18 protein-coding genes and 1 riboswitch are annotated in these 15459 nt (G+C 68.9%); of the genes, 1 reads left to right on the top strand and 17 read right to left on the bottom strand.

Going from position 1 to position 15459, the window contains the following annotated elements:
* Positions 1-82 precede the first annotated feature (82 nt).
* From trpC to hisI, 5 genes are all read right to left on the bottom strand, one after another.
* Positions 83-901 (bottom strand): indole-3-glycerol phosphate synthase TrpC, encoded by an 819-nt coding sequence (trpC, locus tag AC50X9_RS12430; protein WP_494894054.1) that lies wholly within the window; start codon positions 899-901, stop codon positions 83-85.
* A gap of 2 nt (positions 902-903) precedes the next feature.
* Positions 904-1194, bottom strand: a complete 291-nt coding sequence (locus tag AC50X9_RS12435; protein ID WP_494894056.1) for an HGxxPAAW family protein — start codon at positions 1192-1194, stop codon at positions 904-906.
* Positions 1195-1308: 114 nt separating this feature from the next.
* A complete protein-coding gene (locus tag AC50X9_RS12440; protein ID WP_494894058.1) occupies positions 1309-1944 on the bottom strand; it encodes a Trp biosynthesis-associated membrane protein in 636 nt (211 codons plus the stop codon).
* Positions 1941-3506, bottom strand: coding sequence for an anthranilate synthase component I (locus AC50X9_RS12445; RefSeq protein ID WP_494894060.1), 1566 nt, complete (start codon positions 3504-3506; stop codon positions 1941-1943). The genes AC50X9_RS12440 and AC50X9_RS12445 overlap by 4 nt, the downstream gene beginning before the upstream one ends.
* 94 nt (positions 3507-3600) lie before the next feature.
* Complete coding sequence (gene hisI / locus AC50X9_RS12450) at positions 3601-4095, bottom strand: phosphoribosyl-AMP cyclohydrolase (protein ID WP_494894062.1); 495 nt, start codon at positions 4093-4095, stop codon at positions 3601-3603.
* Between the two features lie 155 nt (positions 4096-4250).
* Between hisI and AC50X9_RS12455 the strand changes: the two genes are divergently transcribed.
* The gene (locus AC50X9_RS12455) at positions 4251-4895 is read left to right on the top strand and encodes a TIGR03085 family metal-binding protein (RefSeq protein WP_494894157.1); all 645 of its coding nucleotides are present in this window, start codon (positions 4251-4253) and stop codon (positions 4893-4895) included.
* A 110-nt stretch (positions 4896-5005) separates the two neighbouring features.
* Here the strand turns inward: AC50X9_RS12455 and hisF are convergent, their stop codons facing one another.
* The 12 genes from hisF to def all read right to left on the bottom strand — a co-directional run bounded on the left by hisF (position 5006) and on the right by def (position 15419).
* The gene (gene hisF / locus AC50X9_RS12460) at positions 5006-5782 is read right to left on the bottom strand and encodes an imidazole glycerol phosphate synthase subunit HisF (RefSeq protein WP_494894064.1); all 777 of its coding nucleotides are present in this window, start codon (positions 5780-5782) and stop codon (positions 5006-5008) included.
* A 44-nt stretch (positions 5783-5826) separates the two neighbouring features.
* Positions 5827-6669: an ATP phosphoribosyltransferase gene (gene hisG / locus AC50X9_RS12465; RefSeq protein ID WP_494894066.1), complete on the bottom strand. Its 843-nt coding sequence runs from the start codon at positions 6667-6669 to the stop codon at positions 5827-5829.
* 165 nt (positions 6670-6834) lie between these two features.
* The gene (locus AC50X9_RS12470; protein WP_024367461.1) at positions 6835-7098 is read right to left on the bottom strand and encodes a phosphoribosyl-ATP diphosphatase; all 264 of its coding nucleotides are present in this window, start codon (positions 7096-7098) and stop codon (positions 6835-6837) included.
* A gap of 134 nt (positions 7099-7232) precedes the next feature.
* Positions 7233-7718: a 6,7-dimethyl-8-ribityllumazine synthase gene (gene ribH, locus AC50X9_RS12475; protein ID WP_494894069.1), complete on the bottom strand. Its 486-nt coding sequence runs from the start codon at positions 7716-7718 to the stop codon at positions 7233-7235.
* Positions 7719-7817: 99 nt separating this feature from the next.
* Positions 7818-8516: a GTP cyclohydrolase II gene (ribA, locus tag AC50X9_RS12480; protein WP_494894071.1), complete on the bottom strand. Its 699-nt coding sequence runs from the start codon at positions 8514-8516 to the stop codon at positions 7818-7820.
* Positions 8517-8529: 13 nt separating this feature from the next.
* Entirely contained in the window at positions 8530-9207 is a 678-nt protein-coding gene (gene ribB, locus AC50X9_RS12485) for a 3,4-dihydroxy-2-butanone-4-phosphate synthase (RefSeq protein WP_494894158.1), read from the bottom strand.
* A gap of 59 nt (positions 9208-9266) precedes the next feature.
* Entirely contained in the window at positions 9267-9923 is a 657-nt protein-coding gene (locus AC50X9_RS12490) for a riboflavin synthase (RefSeq protein ID WP_494894073.1), read from the bottom strand.
* Positions 9923-11107 carry a bifunctional diaminohydroxyphosphoribosylaminopyrimidine deaminase/5-amino-6-(5-phosphoribosylamino)uracil reductase RibD gene (gene ribD / locus AC50X9_RS12495; protein ID WP_494894075.1) on the bottom strand — a complete coding sequence of 395 codons (1185 nt, stop codon included), beginning with the start codon at positions 11105-11107 and terminating at the stop codon, positions 9923-9925. The genes AC50X9_RS12490 and ribD overlap by 1 nt, the downstream gene beginning before the upstream one ends.
* Before the next feature lie 153 nt (positions 11108-11260).
* Positions 11261-11410, bottom strand: a riboswitch (FMN riboswitch).
* Between the two features lie 150 nt (positions 11411-11560).
* Positions 11561-12217: a ribulose-phosphate 3-epimerase gene (gene rpe, locus AC50X9_RS12500; RefSeq protein WP_494894077.1), complete on the bottom strand. Its 657-nt coding sequence runs from the start codon at positions 12215-12217 to the stop codon at positions 11561-11563.
* Between the two features lie 72 nt (positions 12218-12289).
* On the bottom strand, positions 12290-13909 hold the full coding sequence (locus AC50X9_RS12505) for an RsmB/NOP family class I SAM-dependent RNA methyltransferase (RefSeq protein ID WP_494894079.1): 1620 nt from the start codon (positions 13907-13909) through the stop codon (positions 12290-12292).
* Positions 13906-14826 carry a methionyl-tRNA formyltransferase gene (gene fmt / locus AC50X9_RS12510; protein WP_494894081.1) on the bottom strand — a complete coding sequence of 307 codons (921 nt, stop codon included), beginning with the start codon at positions 14824-14826 and terminating at the stop codon, positions 13906-13908. The genes AC50X9_RS12505 and fmt overlap by 4 nt, the downstream gene beginning before the upstream one ends.
* On the bottom strand, positions 14823-15419 hold the full coding sequence (gene def, locus AC50X9_RS12515; protein WP_494894083.1) for a peptide deformylase: 597 nt from the start codon (positions 15417-15419) through the stop codon (positions 14823-14825). Before def ends, fmt begins: the two co-directional genes overlap by 4 nt.
* Positions 15420-15459: the final 40 nt, after the last annotated feature.

Raw genomic sequence — 15459 nt, forward strand, 5'->3', positions numbered from 1 at the left:
CTGTTCCACTGCTCATTAGATCTGGGGGCCGCACGGAGGCTCTGCCGGCGTCCGGCCAGGCGTTGCCCGGCCGGACCGCGGGTCAGGAACGTGCGGCGATTTCTTCTGCTCCGGCTGCCATGAATTCCGCGATCCGCTCCCGCGGGGTCGCGTCACTGACCAGGGCCTCACCGACGAGGACCGCATTGGCGCCGTTCGCGGCGTAGTGCCGGACGTCGTCGACGCCGCGCACGCCCGATTCCGCGATGACAAGCGCGCCGGCGGGGATGCCTCCGGCGAGTTCGGCGAAGACGGAACGGTCGACGTCGAGCGTCTTGAGGTTGCGCACGTTGACGCCGATGATCCGCGCCTCGGCGGCAACCGCACGCTCGATTTCTTCGGCCGTGTGCGTCTCGACGAGCACGTTCATGCCGAGTTCGCGGCTGAGGGCGCTGAACTCGCGCAGCTGCGCGTCGGACAGGGACGCCACGATCAGCAGGATCAGGTCGGCCCCGTGTGCCCGGGCCTCCCAGATCTGGTACTCGTCGACCATGAAGTCCTTGCGCAGCAACGGGATGTCCACGGCTGCCCGGACGGCGTCGAGGTCGGCGAGTGAGCCGTTGAAGCGGCGCTGTTCGGTCAGGACGCTGATCGCGGCGGCGCCGCCGCCGGCATACTGCACGGCGAGGGAGGCAGGATCCGCGATGCTGGCAAGATCGCCCTTGGAGGGGCTGCGGCGCTTGATTTCGGCGATGACCTTCAGCTGTCCGCGCGTTGCCGAGGCACCGCCCAGGGCGGTCCAGGCGTCGCGGGCCGGTGCTGCGGCGGCCGCGCGCTCCTTCAGTTCCGCGAGCGTAACGAGGCGCTGACGTGCCTCCATATCCTCCCTGACACCGGCATTGATGTCATCGAGAACAGTCACCCTTAGTGGCCGGAGTTCTTCAGCTTGCTGCCGCCCACACCGTAACCGGCCTTGCGCATGACAAGGCCGACGACCAGGCCGAGCAGCAACACCACGGCGCCCGCGATGAAGATCGGGGTGTTGGCGATGACGAAGGCGATGCACATGATGAGCGCGCCGACCAGCATAACGAAGACGGTGGTCCAGGCTGCCGGGCTGTTGCCGTGGCCGGTCGGTTCGCGGTGATCGATGTCGTCGTAGGAGTAGCCGGTTCCGGCAGCGGGCTTGGGGGCGGAAACAGGGGCTTTGCTCATTGGAATCTCCTCAGGGTGAATACTGCTTACATTCTGCCATTTTTTGAAAGAGTTATTGGCCGGGTTACCGGCCGGGCCACCGGCCGCGTTGCCGGGCGCGGCCGCGGCACCGGCTCAGGTGGGATCGTCACCGCGTGACAAACGGTCCCAGCTGTCAATCTCGTCCGGCGGACCGGCGGGCGCCGCGGAACCGCCGGCGGTGTTACCGGTGGCTGCGGTGTCGTATTTTGTGCGCGACTTCCAGAACCGGCCCGCGGGGATGACCAGCAGCGCGCTGAGTCCCAGCAGGGCGCCGGCCACGACGGCGATGGCCGGGAACACCGTGACGTCCACCTTCACGTCGCTGCCCGTGATCCCGGTGGCCGCGGCAATGGAGCCCTGGGCTGCCGCCAGCGGGTCCGCGATCACAATCGCGGCGGCGCTGATGATGCCGGCGGCGGCCAGCAGGATGAGCGCCGTGATGATCCAGCGGGCGAACCGGCCGGCGATCGACGCGGCCAGGCCGCCGGCGAGGGCCACCAGGGCAAGGGCCGTCACGGTGGTCGCGGCTTTGCTGCCCTGCACCTGCAGGCCGTCCTGGCTGTTGACGGCCGCCCCGAGCTGGGCCGGATCGAGGTGCACGGTGAGCCAGGTCTGCGTCGTGGTGCCGAAGACGGCCAGGGCCAGCGCGGCGATGGCCAGGACCAGGGTGGATTTCCGGGCCCAGCGGGGAACGGTGGGGCTGGTGCTCCTGACCGTGGTGCCGCTCATGACTGCGAGCCGCCGTCGGAGATGGACTCGGCCGTGATGTTGCGCAGCGACTGGGCGGTGTGGACGGCGCGCATCGGGGCGGCGGCCTTGTTCACGGTTTCGATCGCCTCGGTGGCGTTCACCGAGTCGGCCACGATCCCGCCGCCGGCCTGTACGTACGCGCGTCCCTCCCGCAGCAGGGCCGAGCGGATGGCGATGGCCATGTCCATGTCCCCGGCGAAATCGAGGTAGCCCACCACACCCCCGTAGATCCCCCGGCGGTGCGGTTCCAGCTCATCGAGCAGGCGCAGTGCGCGGGGCTTGGGGGCACCGGACAGCGTCCCGGCCGGGAAGGTCGCCTTCAGCACGTCGTAGGCGGTGGCGGCGGGCGCCAGCTGGCCGACGACGGTGGAGACCAGGTGCATGATGTGGCTGAAGCGCTCAACCTCCATGAACTGGGTGACGTCGACGGAACCGGCCACACAGACCTTGGAGAGGTCGTTGCGGGACAGGTCCACCAGCATCAGGTGCTCGGCGCGTTCCTTCTCGTCCGCGAGAAGCTCCTCGGCCAGGGCCTTGTCCGCCTCCACGGTTTTGCCGCGCGGCCGGGAGCCTGCGATGGGGTGGGTGATGACCTCCTCGCCGGTCACGGTCACCAGCGCCTCCGGGGAGGAGCCGACGATGGAGTACTGCCGGCCGGCGGCATCCTCGAGGCTGAAGATGTACATGTACGGGCTGGGGTTCGTGTTCCGCAGCACCCGGTAGACGTCCAGCGGGTCCGCGCCGCATTCCATTTCGAAGCGCCGCGAAATGACCACCTGGAAGACCTCGCCGTCGACGATTGCTTCCTTGCTGCGGTCCAGGGCCGCGAGATAGTCCGACTCCTTCCAGCGTTCCTGCACGCTGGAGGCGAAGTCCAGGGCGGCCGGGTCGAGCACGGACACCGGCTGCTTCACGGGGGTGCTGACCTTGGCCAGCAGGGCCTTGACCCGGGCGACGGCGTCGTGCCAGGCCTCGTCGACCCGTTCGGAGCTGTTGTCGAAGTTGATCGCGTTGGCAATCAGCAGCACGGTGCCGTCCATGTTGTCGTGCACGGCCATGTCGGTGACGAGGTTGAGCGCCATCTCGGGCAGCTCCAGATCGTCCTCCGGCGGGCTGGTCAGTTTCTCCCAGTGGCGGACGGTCTCCCAGCCGAGGAAGCCGACCAGGCCGGAGGTGAACGGCGGCAGGCCGTCGAAGCGGTCGGTGCGGAGGGCCTGGACGGTGTCGCGGATCGCGTCCACCGGGCTGCCGCCCAGCGGCACGCCGACCGGCGGTTCGCCAAGCCAGTGGGCCTGGCCGTCCTTGGTGGTCAGGGTGGCCCGGGACCGGGCACCGATGAAGGAGTAGCGGGACCACGAGCCTCCGACGGCCGCGGATTCCATCAGGAAGGTGCCGGGCTGGCCCTGGGCAAGTTTGCGGTAAAGCCCGATCGGGGTTTCGGCGTCAGCCAGCACCTTCAGCCGGACGGGGATAACACGGCTGTGGCCTGCGAGTTCACGGAACTCCTCCAGGCCCGGGCTGATGATTCCAAGGTCCTGCATGGCTGTGGTTTCCGCCTGTTCTTTCAGTGGTCCTGAAGGTTGAGTGTGCGGGGTCGAGCCCCGGTGCGGCGCCCGAGGCGCCGGCAGTTGCGGGTCAGCCGGCCTGGCCGGTGACGACGTCGAGCCCGCGGCCGTCGAAGCAGGTCCGGGTCCCGGTGTGGCAGGCCGCGCCGACCTGGTCCACGCGGACCAGCAGCGCGTCGCCGTCGCAGTCCATCGCGAGCGACTTGACCCACTGCACGTGGCCGGAGGTGTCGCCCTTGCGCCAGTACTCCTGGCGGGAGCGGGAGTAGAACGTCACCCGTCCGCTGGTCATGGTCCGGCTGAGGGCCTCGTCGTCCATCCAGCCCAGCATGAGCACCTCGTTGGTGTCGAACTGCTGCACGATCGCGGCGACCAGGCCGGCGCTGTCCCGCTTCAGGGCTCCGGCGAGGTCCGCCGGCAGCGGGCTTGGGGGCGCGGCTGATCCGGGGTCGGCGTTTCCGGTGACGGTGGGTGCACCGACGGTGGTTCCACTGACAGTCTCACTGACGGTGGATTCGCCGACAGCGGTCGCAGTGAAAGGGGCGGGGGCGGGCTGTTCAGACATCAGATCAAGTCTAGTGCCTCCCGGCGCGGCGCCGCCCGGCCGCCCGGCACCGCGCTTAACATCGGCGTCACCGGGCAGTGAATCGGCTCACGGAGGCCAGAATGGCGGCGGTTCGCGTGCCCACGCGGCGCCGTCTCGTGCTAGTTTCACAAGTGATGCATTTCGTCGATCCGTCCCGAGAAGTTCTGGCCGAAACCCTACTGGCGGCCGGTCCTGACTCCCCCACGCTCTGTAAGGGCTGGCTCACCAGGCACCTTGCTGCCCACCTGTACCTGCGCGAGCGCAAAGCCGCCGTCGGGCTGGGGCTGCTGATCAAGCGTCTCGCCAAGGCCTCGGACCAGGCAACGGCCGAGCTGGCCGAGAAGCTCAAGACGCCGGAGGACTACAACAAGCTGGTCAACGCCTTCCGCGCCGGCCCGTCGGCGTTCTCCCCGATGAAGATCAAGGCGCTGGACGAAAGCGCCAACCTGATCGAGTACTTCGTCCACACCGAGGACGTCCGCCGGGCCGGGGACCGCTGGGCGCCCCGCGCCTTGGACGAAGCATATTCGGACGCCTTGTGGGACGAGCTGGTCAAGCGTGCGGCCATCCTTTACCGCGGCGTGGACCTCGGGATCGTGCTGGTGCGCCCCTCCGGCCCCCGGCACGTCGCCAAGCGCGCTCCCGTGTCCGTGGCGATCGTCGGTGAGCCGGGCGAACTGCTGATGCATGCCCATGGCCGCACCCGCCACGCGCTTGTGACCTTCGAAGGCCAGCCGGACGCCGTCGCGCTCCTGCAGTCAGCCGAAGTCGGGCTCTAAGCCCCGCTCCTCCACACAGCAACACCCCCACACAAACAACGCGGGGTCACCTACGGCCCAAAATCCCCTTCGGGATGGGCGCTAGGTGACCCCGCGTTGGTGTGATCGGGCTAGCGGACTTCGAAGCCTGCTTCACGGATCGCGGCCTTGACCTGAGCGATCATGTCCAGCGGACCGAAGTGGAAGACGGAGGCTGCGAGGACCGCGTCGGCGCCTGCTGCCACGGCCGGCGGGAAGTGTTCCGGCTTGCCGGCGCCGCCGGAGGCGATGAGGGGAACTCTGACCGCGGCCCGCGCCAGGCGGATCAGTTCCAGGTCGAAGCCGTCCTTGGTTCCGTCGGCGTCGATCGAGTTCAGCAGGATTTCCCCCACACCCCGGTCGGCCGCCTCGCGGGCCCAGGCGATGGCGTCGATCCCGGTGCCCTGGCGGCCGCCGTGTGTGGTGACCTCGAAGCCGGAGGGGGTGGGCTCCGAGCCCGGACGGGTCCGGCGGGCGTCGAGGGAGAGCACCAGCACCTGGGACCCGAAATGCCGGGTGATCTCGTCGATCACGTCGGGGCGGGCGACGGCGGCGGTGTTGATGGCTGCCTTGTCCGCGCCGCAGCGCAGGAGCCGGTCCACCTCGGCCACGCCGCGGACGCCGCCGCCCACGGTCAGCGGGATGAAGACTTCCTCGGCGGTGCGGCGGACGACGTCGAACGTGGTTTCCCGGTTGCCCGAGGACGCAGTGACGTCAAGGAAGGTGAGCTCGTCGGCGCCGCCGTTGTCGTAGCGGTGCGCCAGTTCGACGGGGTCTCCGGCGTCGCGGAGTCCTTCGAAGTTGATGCCCTTGACCACGCGGCCGGCATCAACGTCCAGGCACGGGATAACGCGGACGGCTACTGCCATGACTTCTCCTGGTATTCGCTCACGGACGGTTCACTGGCGCCGGGTCAGATGCGGCAGGCGTGGATGGTGCTGACCAGGATGGCGCGGGCGCCCAGGTCGTACAGCTCGTCCATGATCCGGTTGGTCTGCTTCTTCGGCACCATCGAGCGGACGGCAACCCAGTCCGAGTCGCGCAGCGGCGAGACGGTGGGTGATTCCAGCCCGGGAGTCAGGGTCGCGGCTTGTTCGACCAGTTCCTTGCGGATGTCGTAGTCCATCATCACGTACTGGTGCGCCACGAGGACGCCCTGCAGCCGGCGGATCAGCACGTCGGCGGCCGGGTTCTGCTCGCCCTTGCGGCCGATCAGGACGGCCTCGGAGTGCAGGATGGGCTGGCCGAAGATCTCCATGCCGGCGGCCTTGAGGGTGTTGCCGGTTTCGACGACGTCGGCGATGGCGTCCGCGACGCCGAGGCGCACAGAGGATTCGACGGCGCCGTCGAGGCGGACGACCTTGGCCTTGATGCCGCGCTCGGCCAGGTAGCCGCGGAGCAGTCCGTCGTAGCTGGTGGCGAGGCGCTTGCCGTCGAGCTGTTCGACCGTGCTGAAGTCTCCCACCGGGCCGGCGAAGCGGAAAGTGGAGGCGGCGAAGCCCAGCGGGAGCAGTTCTTCGGCTTCGACCTCGGCGTCGAGGAGCAGGTCGCGGCCGGTGATGCCGACGTCGAGCGTGCCCTGGCCGACGTAGACGGCGATGTCGCGGGGGCGGAGGAAGAAGAATTCAATGTCATTGTCCGGGTCCACCATGACCAGCTCGCGGGTGTCGCGGCGCTGGCGGTAGCCGGCTTCGGCGAGCATGGCAGAAGCGGCTTCGGACAGGGATCCCTTGTTCGGGACGGCAACTCTCAGCATTGGGAGGTCTTTCTAGGTCGGGACGACGTCCGTTCAGAAACTGTCCGTTCAGGAACAGCCGGTTCTGAAATATTTCGTCCGGGTTCAGTCGGTTCAGGCACAGCGGGCCACGCTGGACACCGGATTTCGCAGGGCAGGGCCGGGCGGGTTCCGGTGCGGACGTGGCTAGAGATGCTTGTAGACGTCTTCCAGGCTGAGTCCTTTGGCGAGCATCAGAACCTGCAGGTGATAGAGCAGCTGCGAGATTTCCTCGGCGGCGGCTTCATCGGATTCGTACTCGGCAGCCATCCAGACCTCGGCTGCTTCCTCCACGACTTTCTTGCCGATGCCGTGGACTCCGGAATCCAGTTCAGCGACGGTGCGGGAGCCTTCCGGACGGACGGCTGCCTTCTCACTCAGTTCTGCGAACAGCGATTCGAAATTCTTCACACCCTCCAGCCTACTTGCTCGCGGCCGGAGGTCCCGTGCCGGGCCGCTGCATGACGACGGGGATGTGAGCGATTACACAGTCAGCCGGGTTCGGCCGCGTTCCTGGCCCTGGCCCGGTGAGGCCCGGTCGTAGCCTAGCTGAACTGCTTGAGCGTCACCGCGGTGGCGAGGGCTGCGGTGACAGCCTCGTGGCCCTTGTCCTCGCTGGAGCCCGGGAGCCCGGCCCGGTCGATGCCCTGCTGTTCCGTGTCACAGGTCAGCACGCCGAAGCCGACCGGGACGCCGGTGCGCACCGAAACCTCGGTCAGGCCCAGCGTGGCCGCCTCGCAGACATACTCGAAGTGCGGGGTTCCGCCGCGGATCACGACGCCGAGCGCCACAACAGCGTCGAAGTGCGGCGCCAGCCGGGCTGCGGCGACGGGGAGCTCGAAGGCGCCCGGAACACGGAGCACGGTGGGCTCGCTGATGCCGGCGTCCTTGGCAGCGCGCAGGGCGCCGTCCAGCAGCCCGTCCATGATCTGGGTGTGCCAGCTCGCGGCCACAATGGCCAGCTTCAGCTGGGAGGTTTCCTCCGGTTTGAAGGTGCTGAGGTCAATCTGTGGTGCGCCGTGTCCGCTCATCTGGGAATCCTTGTTCTGTTCAGTCGTTGGGTGCTTTTGGTGCCAGGTAAGGGCCGGCCACCGAAAGGTGGCCGGCCTCAAATCCAGTGTGTGGAAAGGTCAGCCTTGTTCGTGGTCGAAACCGCCTGGACCGGCTACCGGCGTTGCCGGCTCCATGTCCAGGACCAGCCGGTGGTCCATCCGGTCTTTCTTGGTCTGCAGGTAGCGGAGGTTCTGCTCCCGGGAGGGAACCTCGGTGGGTACCATCTCCACTACGCGGACGCCGGCCTGGGCCAGCCGGTCCTGCTTGTCCGGGTTGTTGCTCAGCAGCCGGACCTCGTGCAGGCCCATGTCCGCGAGGATCTGCGCCGCGGCCTTGTAGCAGCGGGCATCAACGGGAAGGCCCAGCTGTTCGTTGGCCTCCACGGTGTCGAAGCCGGCTTCCTGCAGGGCGTAGGCCTTCATCTTGTTCGCCAGGCCGATCCCCCGGCCCTCCTGGCCGCGGAGGTACAGCAGGGTCCCGCCAAATTCGTTGATCATCTCCAGGGCGTAGGCCAGCTGCTCTCCGCAGTCGCAGCGGTAGGAGCCGAACACGTCGCCGGTGAGGCACTCCGAATGCAGGCGGACCAGCGGCGCCATCCCGTCGACCGGGGGCAGCGGGGAGCTGACCGCCAGGTGCTCGGCACCGGTGGCCAGATCGGTCCAGGCCTGCGCCAGGAATTCACCGAAGGCGGTGGGCAGCTGGACGATCGGGCCGGCGCTGACCGGGTGCGGCTGGCGTCCGGCCGACTGCTGTTCTCGTGCTTCCGACGTCGTCATCGTTTCTCCTCCATCACAAGGGGTCGGTTGCGTGGCCGGCAGCTTGCCCGGCCTCAAGGTAGGTCACAAGGTCCGCGATCGAGATGAGCGGGCAGCCATGCTCGAGGGCGAAGCCGCGTAGTCCGTCCAGGCGCATCATTTCTCCGTTGTCGTAAACCACTTCCGCGATCACACCGACGGGTTCGAGCCCGGCCAGCTGGCAGAGTTCCACGGCTGCCTCGGTGTGGCCGGGACGTTCCCGCACTCCACCCTTAACGGCTCGGAGTGGAAAAACATGCCCGGGGCGGGTCAGCGCCGCCGGCTGGCTGCCGGGGTCGGCCAGGATCCGGGCGGTCAGGGCCCGGTCCGTGGCGGAAATTCCGGTGCTGACGCCCACGGCGGCGTCGCAGGACACCGTGTAGGCGGTGCCTTTGGCATCCTCGTTGATTTCCACCATCGGCGGCAGCGCGAGGGCGTCGGCCCGGCCGGCGTCGAGCGGTACACAGATCACGCCGGAGCTGTACCGGATGGTCCAGCCCATCAGGGCGGGCGTGGCGTGCTGGGCGGCGAAGATGATGTCGCCTTCGTTCTCGCGGTCCTCGTTGTCGACCACGAGGACGGGACGGCCGGCGGCGATGGCGCGGACGGCGTCTTCGATCAGGTCGAGACCTGCCGGCGGGATGACCTGTACGGGTGCAAGCTCGGCGGGCAGGGCGGCGTCGGCGGCGTCAGTGAGAAACGGCTGCCGGGCAGGGCTGTCCTTGACGTTGTTCACGCTGTTGCCCCCTCTGCGCGTACTGCTGCTCCGCCGGCTCCGGTGCCTGAAAATGCGAGCAGGCGCTCAGTGTACTTTGCCAGGACGTCGACTTCGAGGTTTACGTGGCTGCCGATGGTTTTCGCGCCCAGTCCGGTGTCGGCCAGCGTGGTGGGGATAAGCCCCACCTCGAACCACGGCGCCGGTTCGGCGGCCGGGCTCACGGCGGTCACGGTCAGCGAGACGCCGTCGACGGCGATGGACCCCTTCTCGGCGATGTAACGCGCCAGCCCGGCGGGAACTCCGAAGCGGAGCCGGTCCCAGTTGCCCAGCGCCTCGCGCTCGAGCAGCTGCCCGACGCCGTCGACGTGGCCTTGGACGACATGGCCGTCGAGCCGGCCGCCGGCCGGGACGCAGCGCTCCAGGTTGACCGGGTCCCCGGCCGTAAGTTCGCCAATGGTGCTGCGGGTGAGGGTCTCGCCCATCACGTCGACGCTGAAGTTCCGGCCGTCGATCTCGGTGGCCGTGAGGCAGACGCCGTTGACGGCGATCGAGCCGCCGAGGGCCAGTCCCTCGGTGCTGCCCGGTGCGTGGAGCCGGACGGTGGCGCTGATGTCGCCGTTGCGTTCAACGGACAACACCTTCCCCTGCTCGGCGATTATTCCGGTGAACATCAGTTGCCTCCTGCGGCGGTGTCCGCGCCTGTGCGGAACGGGGTTGAGTCGAATGTGGTGCTGACGGCAGCTGCCGCTGGTGCCAGGTCGGCCGGCCGGGCGGGGCTCAGGTGCAGCCGCAGGTCGCGGCCCAGCAGCTGGACGGCCCCGCCGGAGGCGGTGTCCCATTCCCAGTGCTGGGCGTCGGCCAGGGTGGTAATCCCGAGGTCTTCAAGGGCCGGGGTTCCGGAGCCAAGGAGTGTCGGGGCGAGGTAGACGATGAGTTCGTCCACGAGCCCGGCGGCGAGGAAGGCGCTGAGGATGCGGGAGCCGCCCTCCACCATAAGATGCCGGACCCCGGCGGTGAACAGCTGGTCCAGTGCTTCGCGCGGATCCCGGGTGGGCAGATGGAGGACCTTCCCGTCGTCGCCGTTGATCGCGGCGCCCTCCGGGATTCCCCGGTAGCCCATCACGACGCGCAGGGGCTGCCGGTCGGCAGGTTCCCCGTCCGCGCCGCGGGCGGTCAGGCGCGGATTATCCACGAGGACGGTCTGGGTTCCGACCAGGATCGCGTCGATCCGGCCGCGCAGGGCGTGGTTGTCGGCGAGCGATTCCGGGCTCGAGATCCACTGGCTGGTTCCGTCGCTGGCGGCAATGCGGCTGTCGAGGGTCTGCGCGATGTGCAGGGTGACGAAAGGCCGCATGGCCGCTACGGCGTCGAACCATCGCCGGTTCAGCTCCAGCGCGTCCTGCGCGCCGAGTCCGGACCGGACGCGGACTCCCGCGGAACGCAGCGTTGCCGCGCCGCCGGCAGCGGGGTCGTGCGGATCGTCGATCGCGTAGACGACGTCCGTGATCCCGGCCTCGATGATCGCCTGGGCGCAGGGCCCGGTGCGGCCGCAGTGGTTGCACGGCTCCAGCGTGACCACCATGGTGGTGCCGCTGAGGTCGTGGCCGGCGGCCTTTGCCTGGTCTATCGCGTCGGCTTCCGCGTGCGCGGTCCCGGCGCCGCGGTGGTAGCCCGTTACGAGCAGGGTTCCGTCCGAGGTGATAACGACGGCGCCAACCAGCGGGTTCGCGCCCCGGGGCCCCTGCAGGGCTGCGGCCAGCGCGACGTCCATGGCGGCGGCCTCGGCTGCGCTGAAGCCAGCCAGGGCCCGCGCCTCGGCGTCGTCCGTCGTGTGGATGGAGTGTAGGAGGCTCATCAACCTGCCACCGGGCTTTCCAAAACCGCAGTGTGGGTGAAGAGCCATCGCAGAGAGTACATGTGTGTCGTTCCTTCCCTCAAAAGCCGCGATGGCTCCGGGGGTATACGACAGCGAACTTCCGCGGCGCCAGTGGGCGCCGCAGTAACAGCTGTACGTGCTTCTCTCATCCAGACTTTAACTGTCGGTACCGGAATTCCACCGGTTCAACCGTCTGCCGGAATCCTCCCAGGGGAAGCGCCGGCTCGCGGGTCGCGGACTGTAACCGCCGGTTCGGACTTACACCGACCCCGGAGCACGTATGTGTCTTGCTATTCTGGCACAACCCCCGGGTAGCTTCGGGTATTCCCGCCCGCAGGATGTTACGGAGTGCGTCATTTTCGCGCAGGGCGCGCCCCTCCCGGCAGGGCTGGCGGCGCCGTACCGGGCGCCCCGGCGGTGCCCCCGGTACGGCTAGCGGCGCCCGGACGCGCGGAGCCGCTCGATCGCCTCGGCCGGATCCTCGGCACCATAGACGGCGGAGCCGGCCACGAACACGTTGGCGCCGGCTTCCGCAGCCCGCCAGATCGTGTCCTCGGTGATGCCGCCGTCGACCTGCAGCGCCACGTCCAGACCGGACGCGTCGATCGCTGCCCGGGCCCGGCGGATCTTGGGCAGCGTGAGGTCGAGGAATTCCTGGCCGCCAAAGCCCGGTTCCACCGTCATGATCAGCAGCATGTCGATTTCGCTGAGCATGTCCAGGAAGGGTTCCACCGCGCTGCCCGGACGGAGCGCCAGGCCAGCCTTGGCACCCCGGGCCCGCAGCTCGCGTGCGAGTTTGATCGGCGCGATTGATGCCTCGGCATGGAACGTCACGGAGGCGACCCCGGCGTCCGCATAGGCCGGAGCCCAGCGGTCGGCGTGCTCGATCATGAGGTGGGCATCCAACGGGACCGGGCTGATCTCCTGCAGGCGCGAAACCACCGGCAACCCCAGCGAGAGGTTCGGGACGAAGTGGTTGTCCATCACATCGACATGCACCGCATCGGCGTTGCTGATCTTGCGCAGCTCGGCTTCGAGGTTGGCGAAGTCGGCGGAGAGGATGCTCGGGTTGATACAGCACTTGGCCATGTGGAATTCCTTGTCGTTCTGCGGGGATGTCCTGTGGAGGGCGGGGGCTTCTGGCCCCCAGTATTCCCTGTGTCAGGCCTTTTTGCGGATCAGGGCCAGGAACATCGCGTCGGTCCGGTGCACATGCGGCCAGAGCTGGGCGGTGAGCTCGTGTCCGGCGTCGAGGTGGCCGGTGAGGCTGACATTGTCCAGCGCCGCACCGGCGTCGAGCAGTTCAAGATCGTCGCGTTTGCGCAGCACATCACTCACGACGGCGGTCGTCTCGGCCGGGTGCGGCGAACACGTCACGTAGGCCACGACGCCGCCGGGCTTGACCGCGGCCAGCGCGGACTTCAGCAGCTCGCGCTGCAGCGGGCCGAGGTCCGTCAGGTCCTTGGGGGTCCGGCGCCAGCGTGACTCCGGGCGGCGGCGCAGCGCGCCGAGGCCGGTGCAGGGCGCATCAACGAGGACGCGGTCGAAGCTTTCCGGCATTTCCGTGCCGATTTCGCGGCCGTCGCCGGTCCGCACATGCCAGACCTCGTGGGGCACGGCGGCGAGAGCCTGCCGGACAAGTTTGGCGCGGTGCGGTGCGGGTTCGTTGGCCAGCAGCGTGGCGCCTTGCTCCCGTGCGAGTGCGCCGAGCAGGGCCGCCTTTCCGCCGGGGCCGGCGCACATGTCCAGCCAGCGTTCAGCAGGCTTTCCCTGGTCCTGGCCGGGGCGTCCGTCGCCGGCGCCCGCGGCGCCAGCGCCAAGGTCGACGGCGGCCGAGGCGCCGTCGCCAAGGTCGACGGCGGCCATGGCGCGGGCCACGAGCTGTGATCCGACGTCCTGGACCCGGGTGGTGCCTTCGCGGACGGAGGCGAGCCGGCCGAGGTCTCCGCCGCTGGAGAGCGCCGAGCCTTCGACGAGTTCGCCGGGCGTGGCACCGCCCTCGAGGGCCTCATCGAGGCTGCCCAGCCCGGGCAGGGCCACGAGGTTAACGACCGGTGCGGCGTTGTCCGCCTCGAGGAGGTCGCTGATTTCGCTGACCGGTCGGCCGTGGGCAACGAGGGACTGCCGGAGGGCCCGAACAATCCACTCCGGGTGGGCGTAGCGGATGGCGGCCTTTTTGGTCTCGTCCGTCTCGTCGCTGAGCAGAAGGTCCAGCCACTCCTCAAGGGTGTGTGCCGAGACCTTGCGCAGCACGGCGTTGATCAGCGCCGACGGCCCGGCGCCAATGACAGCGCGGGCCAGGCCCACGGTCTGGTCCAGGGCGGCGTGGGCGGGGACGCGCATGGCCAGCAGCTGATGGGTGCCGATCCGGAGGGCATCGAGGACGGCCGGGTCCAGCTGGTCCAGCGGCCGGTCCACACAGCGGGCCAGGACGGCGTCGTAGGTGCCCTGGCCGCGCAGCGCACCGTAGCTCAGTTCGGTGGCGAAACCGGCGTCCCGCTTGTCGAGGCCATGGTGCCGGATCCGGGCGGGCAGCACGAGGTTGGCGTAAGCGTCGTCGGCGGCGACAGCACGCAGCACTTCGAAGGCGACAAGCCGGGCCGGATCGGCACGGCGGGTGCGCTGGGAGGGGGCGTTCTCGGTGAAGCCGCGCTGCGGACCGCGGTTGCGTTCCCGGCCCTGCGCGTTCCGTTGGCTGCCGTCACGGCCGCGCTGGCCGCCTGATCCCCCGCGCTGGGGGCTGTTTCCGCGGCCGCTGCCGCTCGTCCCGGACTCGCTCATTCGAATACCACGCTTTCAAGTGTTGCCTGTCCGCGCGCCCAATCAGCGGCGGTCATCATCTTCTTGCCCGAAGGCTGGATCCGGGTGAGTTCCACCGGGTGCGAGCCGGTACCTACCAACACGCTCTTGCCCTCCAGGGCCAGCTGCCCCGGCTTCAGGGCCGGATCCCCCGGCCGCATGATCACCGGCTCCAGCTTGATCCGCTGGCCATCGAGCATGGTCCAGGCGCCGGGCTCGGGGGTGACGCCGCGGGCCCGCCGCCCGATCGCCAGCGCGGGCTGCCGCCAGTCGAGCCGGCCGTCGTCGAGGGTGAGTTTGGGAGCGAGGCTGACCTCGCCGTGCTGCGGCACCGCGGCGGCCCGGCCGGCGTCGACCGCCGACAGCGTCTGGGTCAGCAGCACGGCGCCGCTGTGGGACAGCCGCTCGAGCAGCGCCCCGGCGGTGTCGTCGGGCCGGACCGCTTCGGTCAGGGTGCCGAACACCGGCCCGGTGTCCAGCCCTTCCTCCAGCAGGAAGGTGACCGCGCCGGTGACATCGTCACCGGCGATGAGGGACCGCTGCACGGGGGCCGCGCCGCGCCAGGCCGGCAGCAGGGAGAAGTGCAGGTTGATCCAGCCATGCCGGGGAACGTCCAGGGCGGCCCTCGGGATGAGGCCGCCATAGGCCACGATGGCCGCGACGTCGGGCGCGGCAGCCGCAATCCGCGCGGTCACCTCCGCGTTGACCTTGGCGGCGTGGATGATGTTGATGCCCAGTTCCGCGGCGCGCGCTGCGACGGGCGACGGCGTCAGCACGCGTTTGCGACCAAGCGGCGCGTCCGGGCGGGTGAGGACGGCAACGACATCGAAGCCCGCCGCAACGAGCGCGTCCAACGACGGCACGGCAACGGCTGGAGTCCCCGCGAAGAGTACTTTCACTGGGAGTTACCGAAGGCGCCGAAGCTTCCGGAACCTGGGGCTCCGCTGCCGAAGCTGCTGCCCACGGTCCGGGCGCGCTTCGCCGTCGTCTGCCCCGTAATGGAGTCGTAGTTGGCGTTCCGGATGGCGCGCAGCGCGGCCTTCCGGTCGTCCCCCTCCAGCCGGTCGGTGAAGAGGATGCCGTCAAGGTGGTCAGTTTCATGCTGGAATGCCCGCGCCAGCATGCCCTCGCCCTCCACCGTGACGGGGTTGCCATGCAGGTCGACGCCGGTGACGCGGGTGTGCCGGTGGCGGCGAACCGGGAAGCCAAGTCCGGGAATGGAGAGGCAGCCTTCGACTTCATCGGGCTGGAAGTCATCACTGTTTTCGAGCACCGGATTGATGATGTGTCCCTCGACGCCGCGGATGCGGTAGGTGAAGACGCGTTGGCTGACGCCGACCTGGGGAGCGGCCAGGCCGGCCCCATCCACGTCCTCCATGGTTTCGGTCATGTCGGCAACCAGCTTCGCCAGCTCAGGCCCGAATTCCGTCACGGGATCGGCAACTGTGCGCAGCACAGGATCCCCGATGATGCGGATATTCAAAACGGCCATGTGCAATCTGTCCTAACAGTGGGCGACGGGATCCAGTCCA

This window comes from Pseudarthrobacter sp. HLT1-3 (genome assembly GCF_059383535.1).

Bases quoted from the DNA above. Each gene is read 5' to 3' on its own strand.
- AC50X9_RS12435 (WP_494894056.1), bottom strand. From the start codon at position 1,194: ATGAGCAAAGCCCCTGTTTCCGCCCCCAAGCCCGCTGCCGGAACCGGC.
- AC50X9_RS12440 (WP_494894058.1), bottom strand. From the start codon at position 1,944: ATGAGCGGCACCACGGTCAGGAGCACCAGCCCCACCGTTCCCCGCTGG.
- AC50X9_RS12445 (WP_494894060.1), bottom strand. From the start codon at position 3,506: ATGCAGGACCTTGGAATCATCAGCCCGGGCCTGGAGGAGTTCCGTGAA.
- hisI (WP_494894062.1), bottom strand. From the start codon at position 4,095: ATGTCTGAACAGCCCGCCCCCGCCCCTTTCACTGCGACCGCTGTCGGC.
- AC50X9_RS12455 (WP_494894157.1), top strand. From the start codon at position 4,251: ATGCATTTCGTCGATCCGTCCCGAGAAGTTCTGGCCGAAACCCTACTG.
- hisF (WP_494894064.1), bottom strand. From the start codon at position 5,782: ATGGCAGTAGCCGTCCGCGTTATCCCGTGCCTGGACGTTGATGCCGGC.
- hisG (WP_494894066.1), bottom strand. From the start codon at position 6,669: ATGCTGAGAGTTGCCGTCCCGAACAAGGGATCCCTGTCCGAAGCCGCT.
- ribH (WP_494894069.1), bottom strand. From the start codon at position 7,718: ATGAGCGGACACGGCGCACCACAGATTGACCTCAGCACCTTCAAACCG.
- ribA (WP_494894071.1), bottom strand. From the start codon at position 8,516: ATGACGACGTCGGAAGCACGAGAACAGCAGTCGGCCGGACGCCAGCCG.
- AC50X9_RS12490 (WP_494894073.1), bottom strand. From the start codon at position 9,923: ATGTTCACCGGAATAATCGCCGAGCAGGGGAAGGTGTTGTCCGTTGAA.
- ribD (WP_494894075.1), bottom strand. From the start codon at position 11,107: ATGAGCCTCCTACACTCCATCCACACGACGGACGACGCCGAGGCGCGG.
- rpe (WP_494894077.1), bottom strand. From the start codon at position 12,217: ATGGCCAAGTGCTGTATCAACCCGAGCATCCTCTCCGCCGACTTCGCC.
- AC50X9_RS12505 (WP_494894079.1), bottom strand. From the start codon at position 13,909: ATGAGCGAGTCCGGGACGAGCGGCAGCGGCCGCGGAAACAGCCCCCAG.
- def (WP_494894083.1), bottom strand. From the start codon at position 15,419: ATGGCCGTTTTGAATATCCGCATCATCGGGGATCCTGTGCTGCGCACA.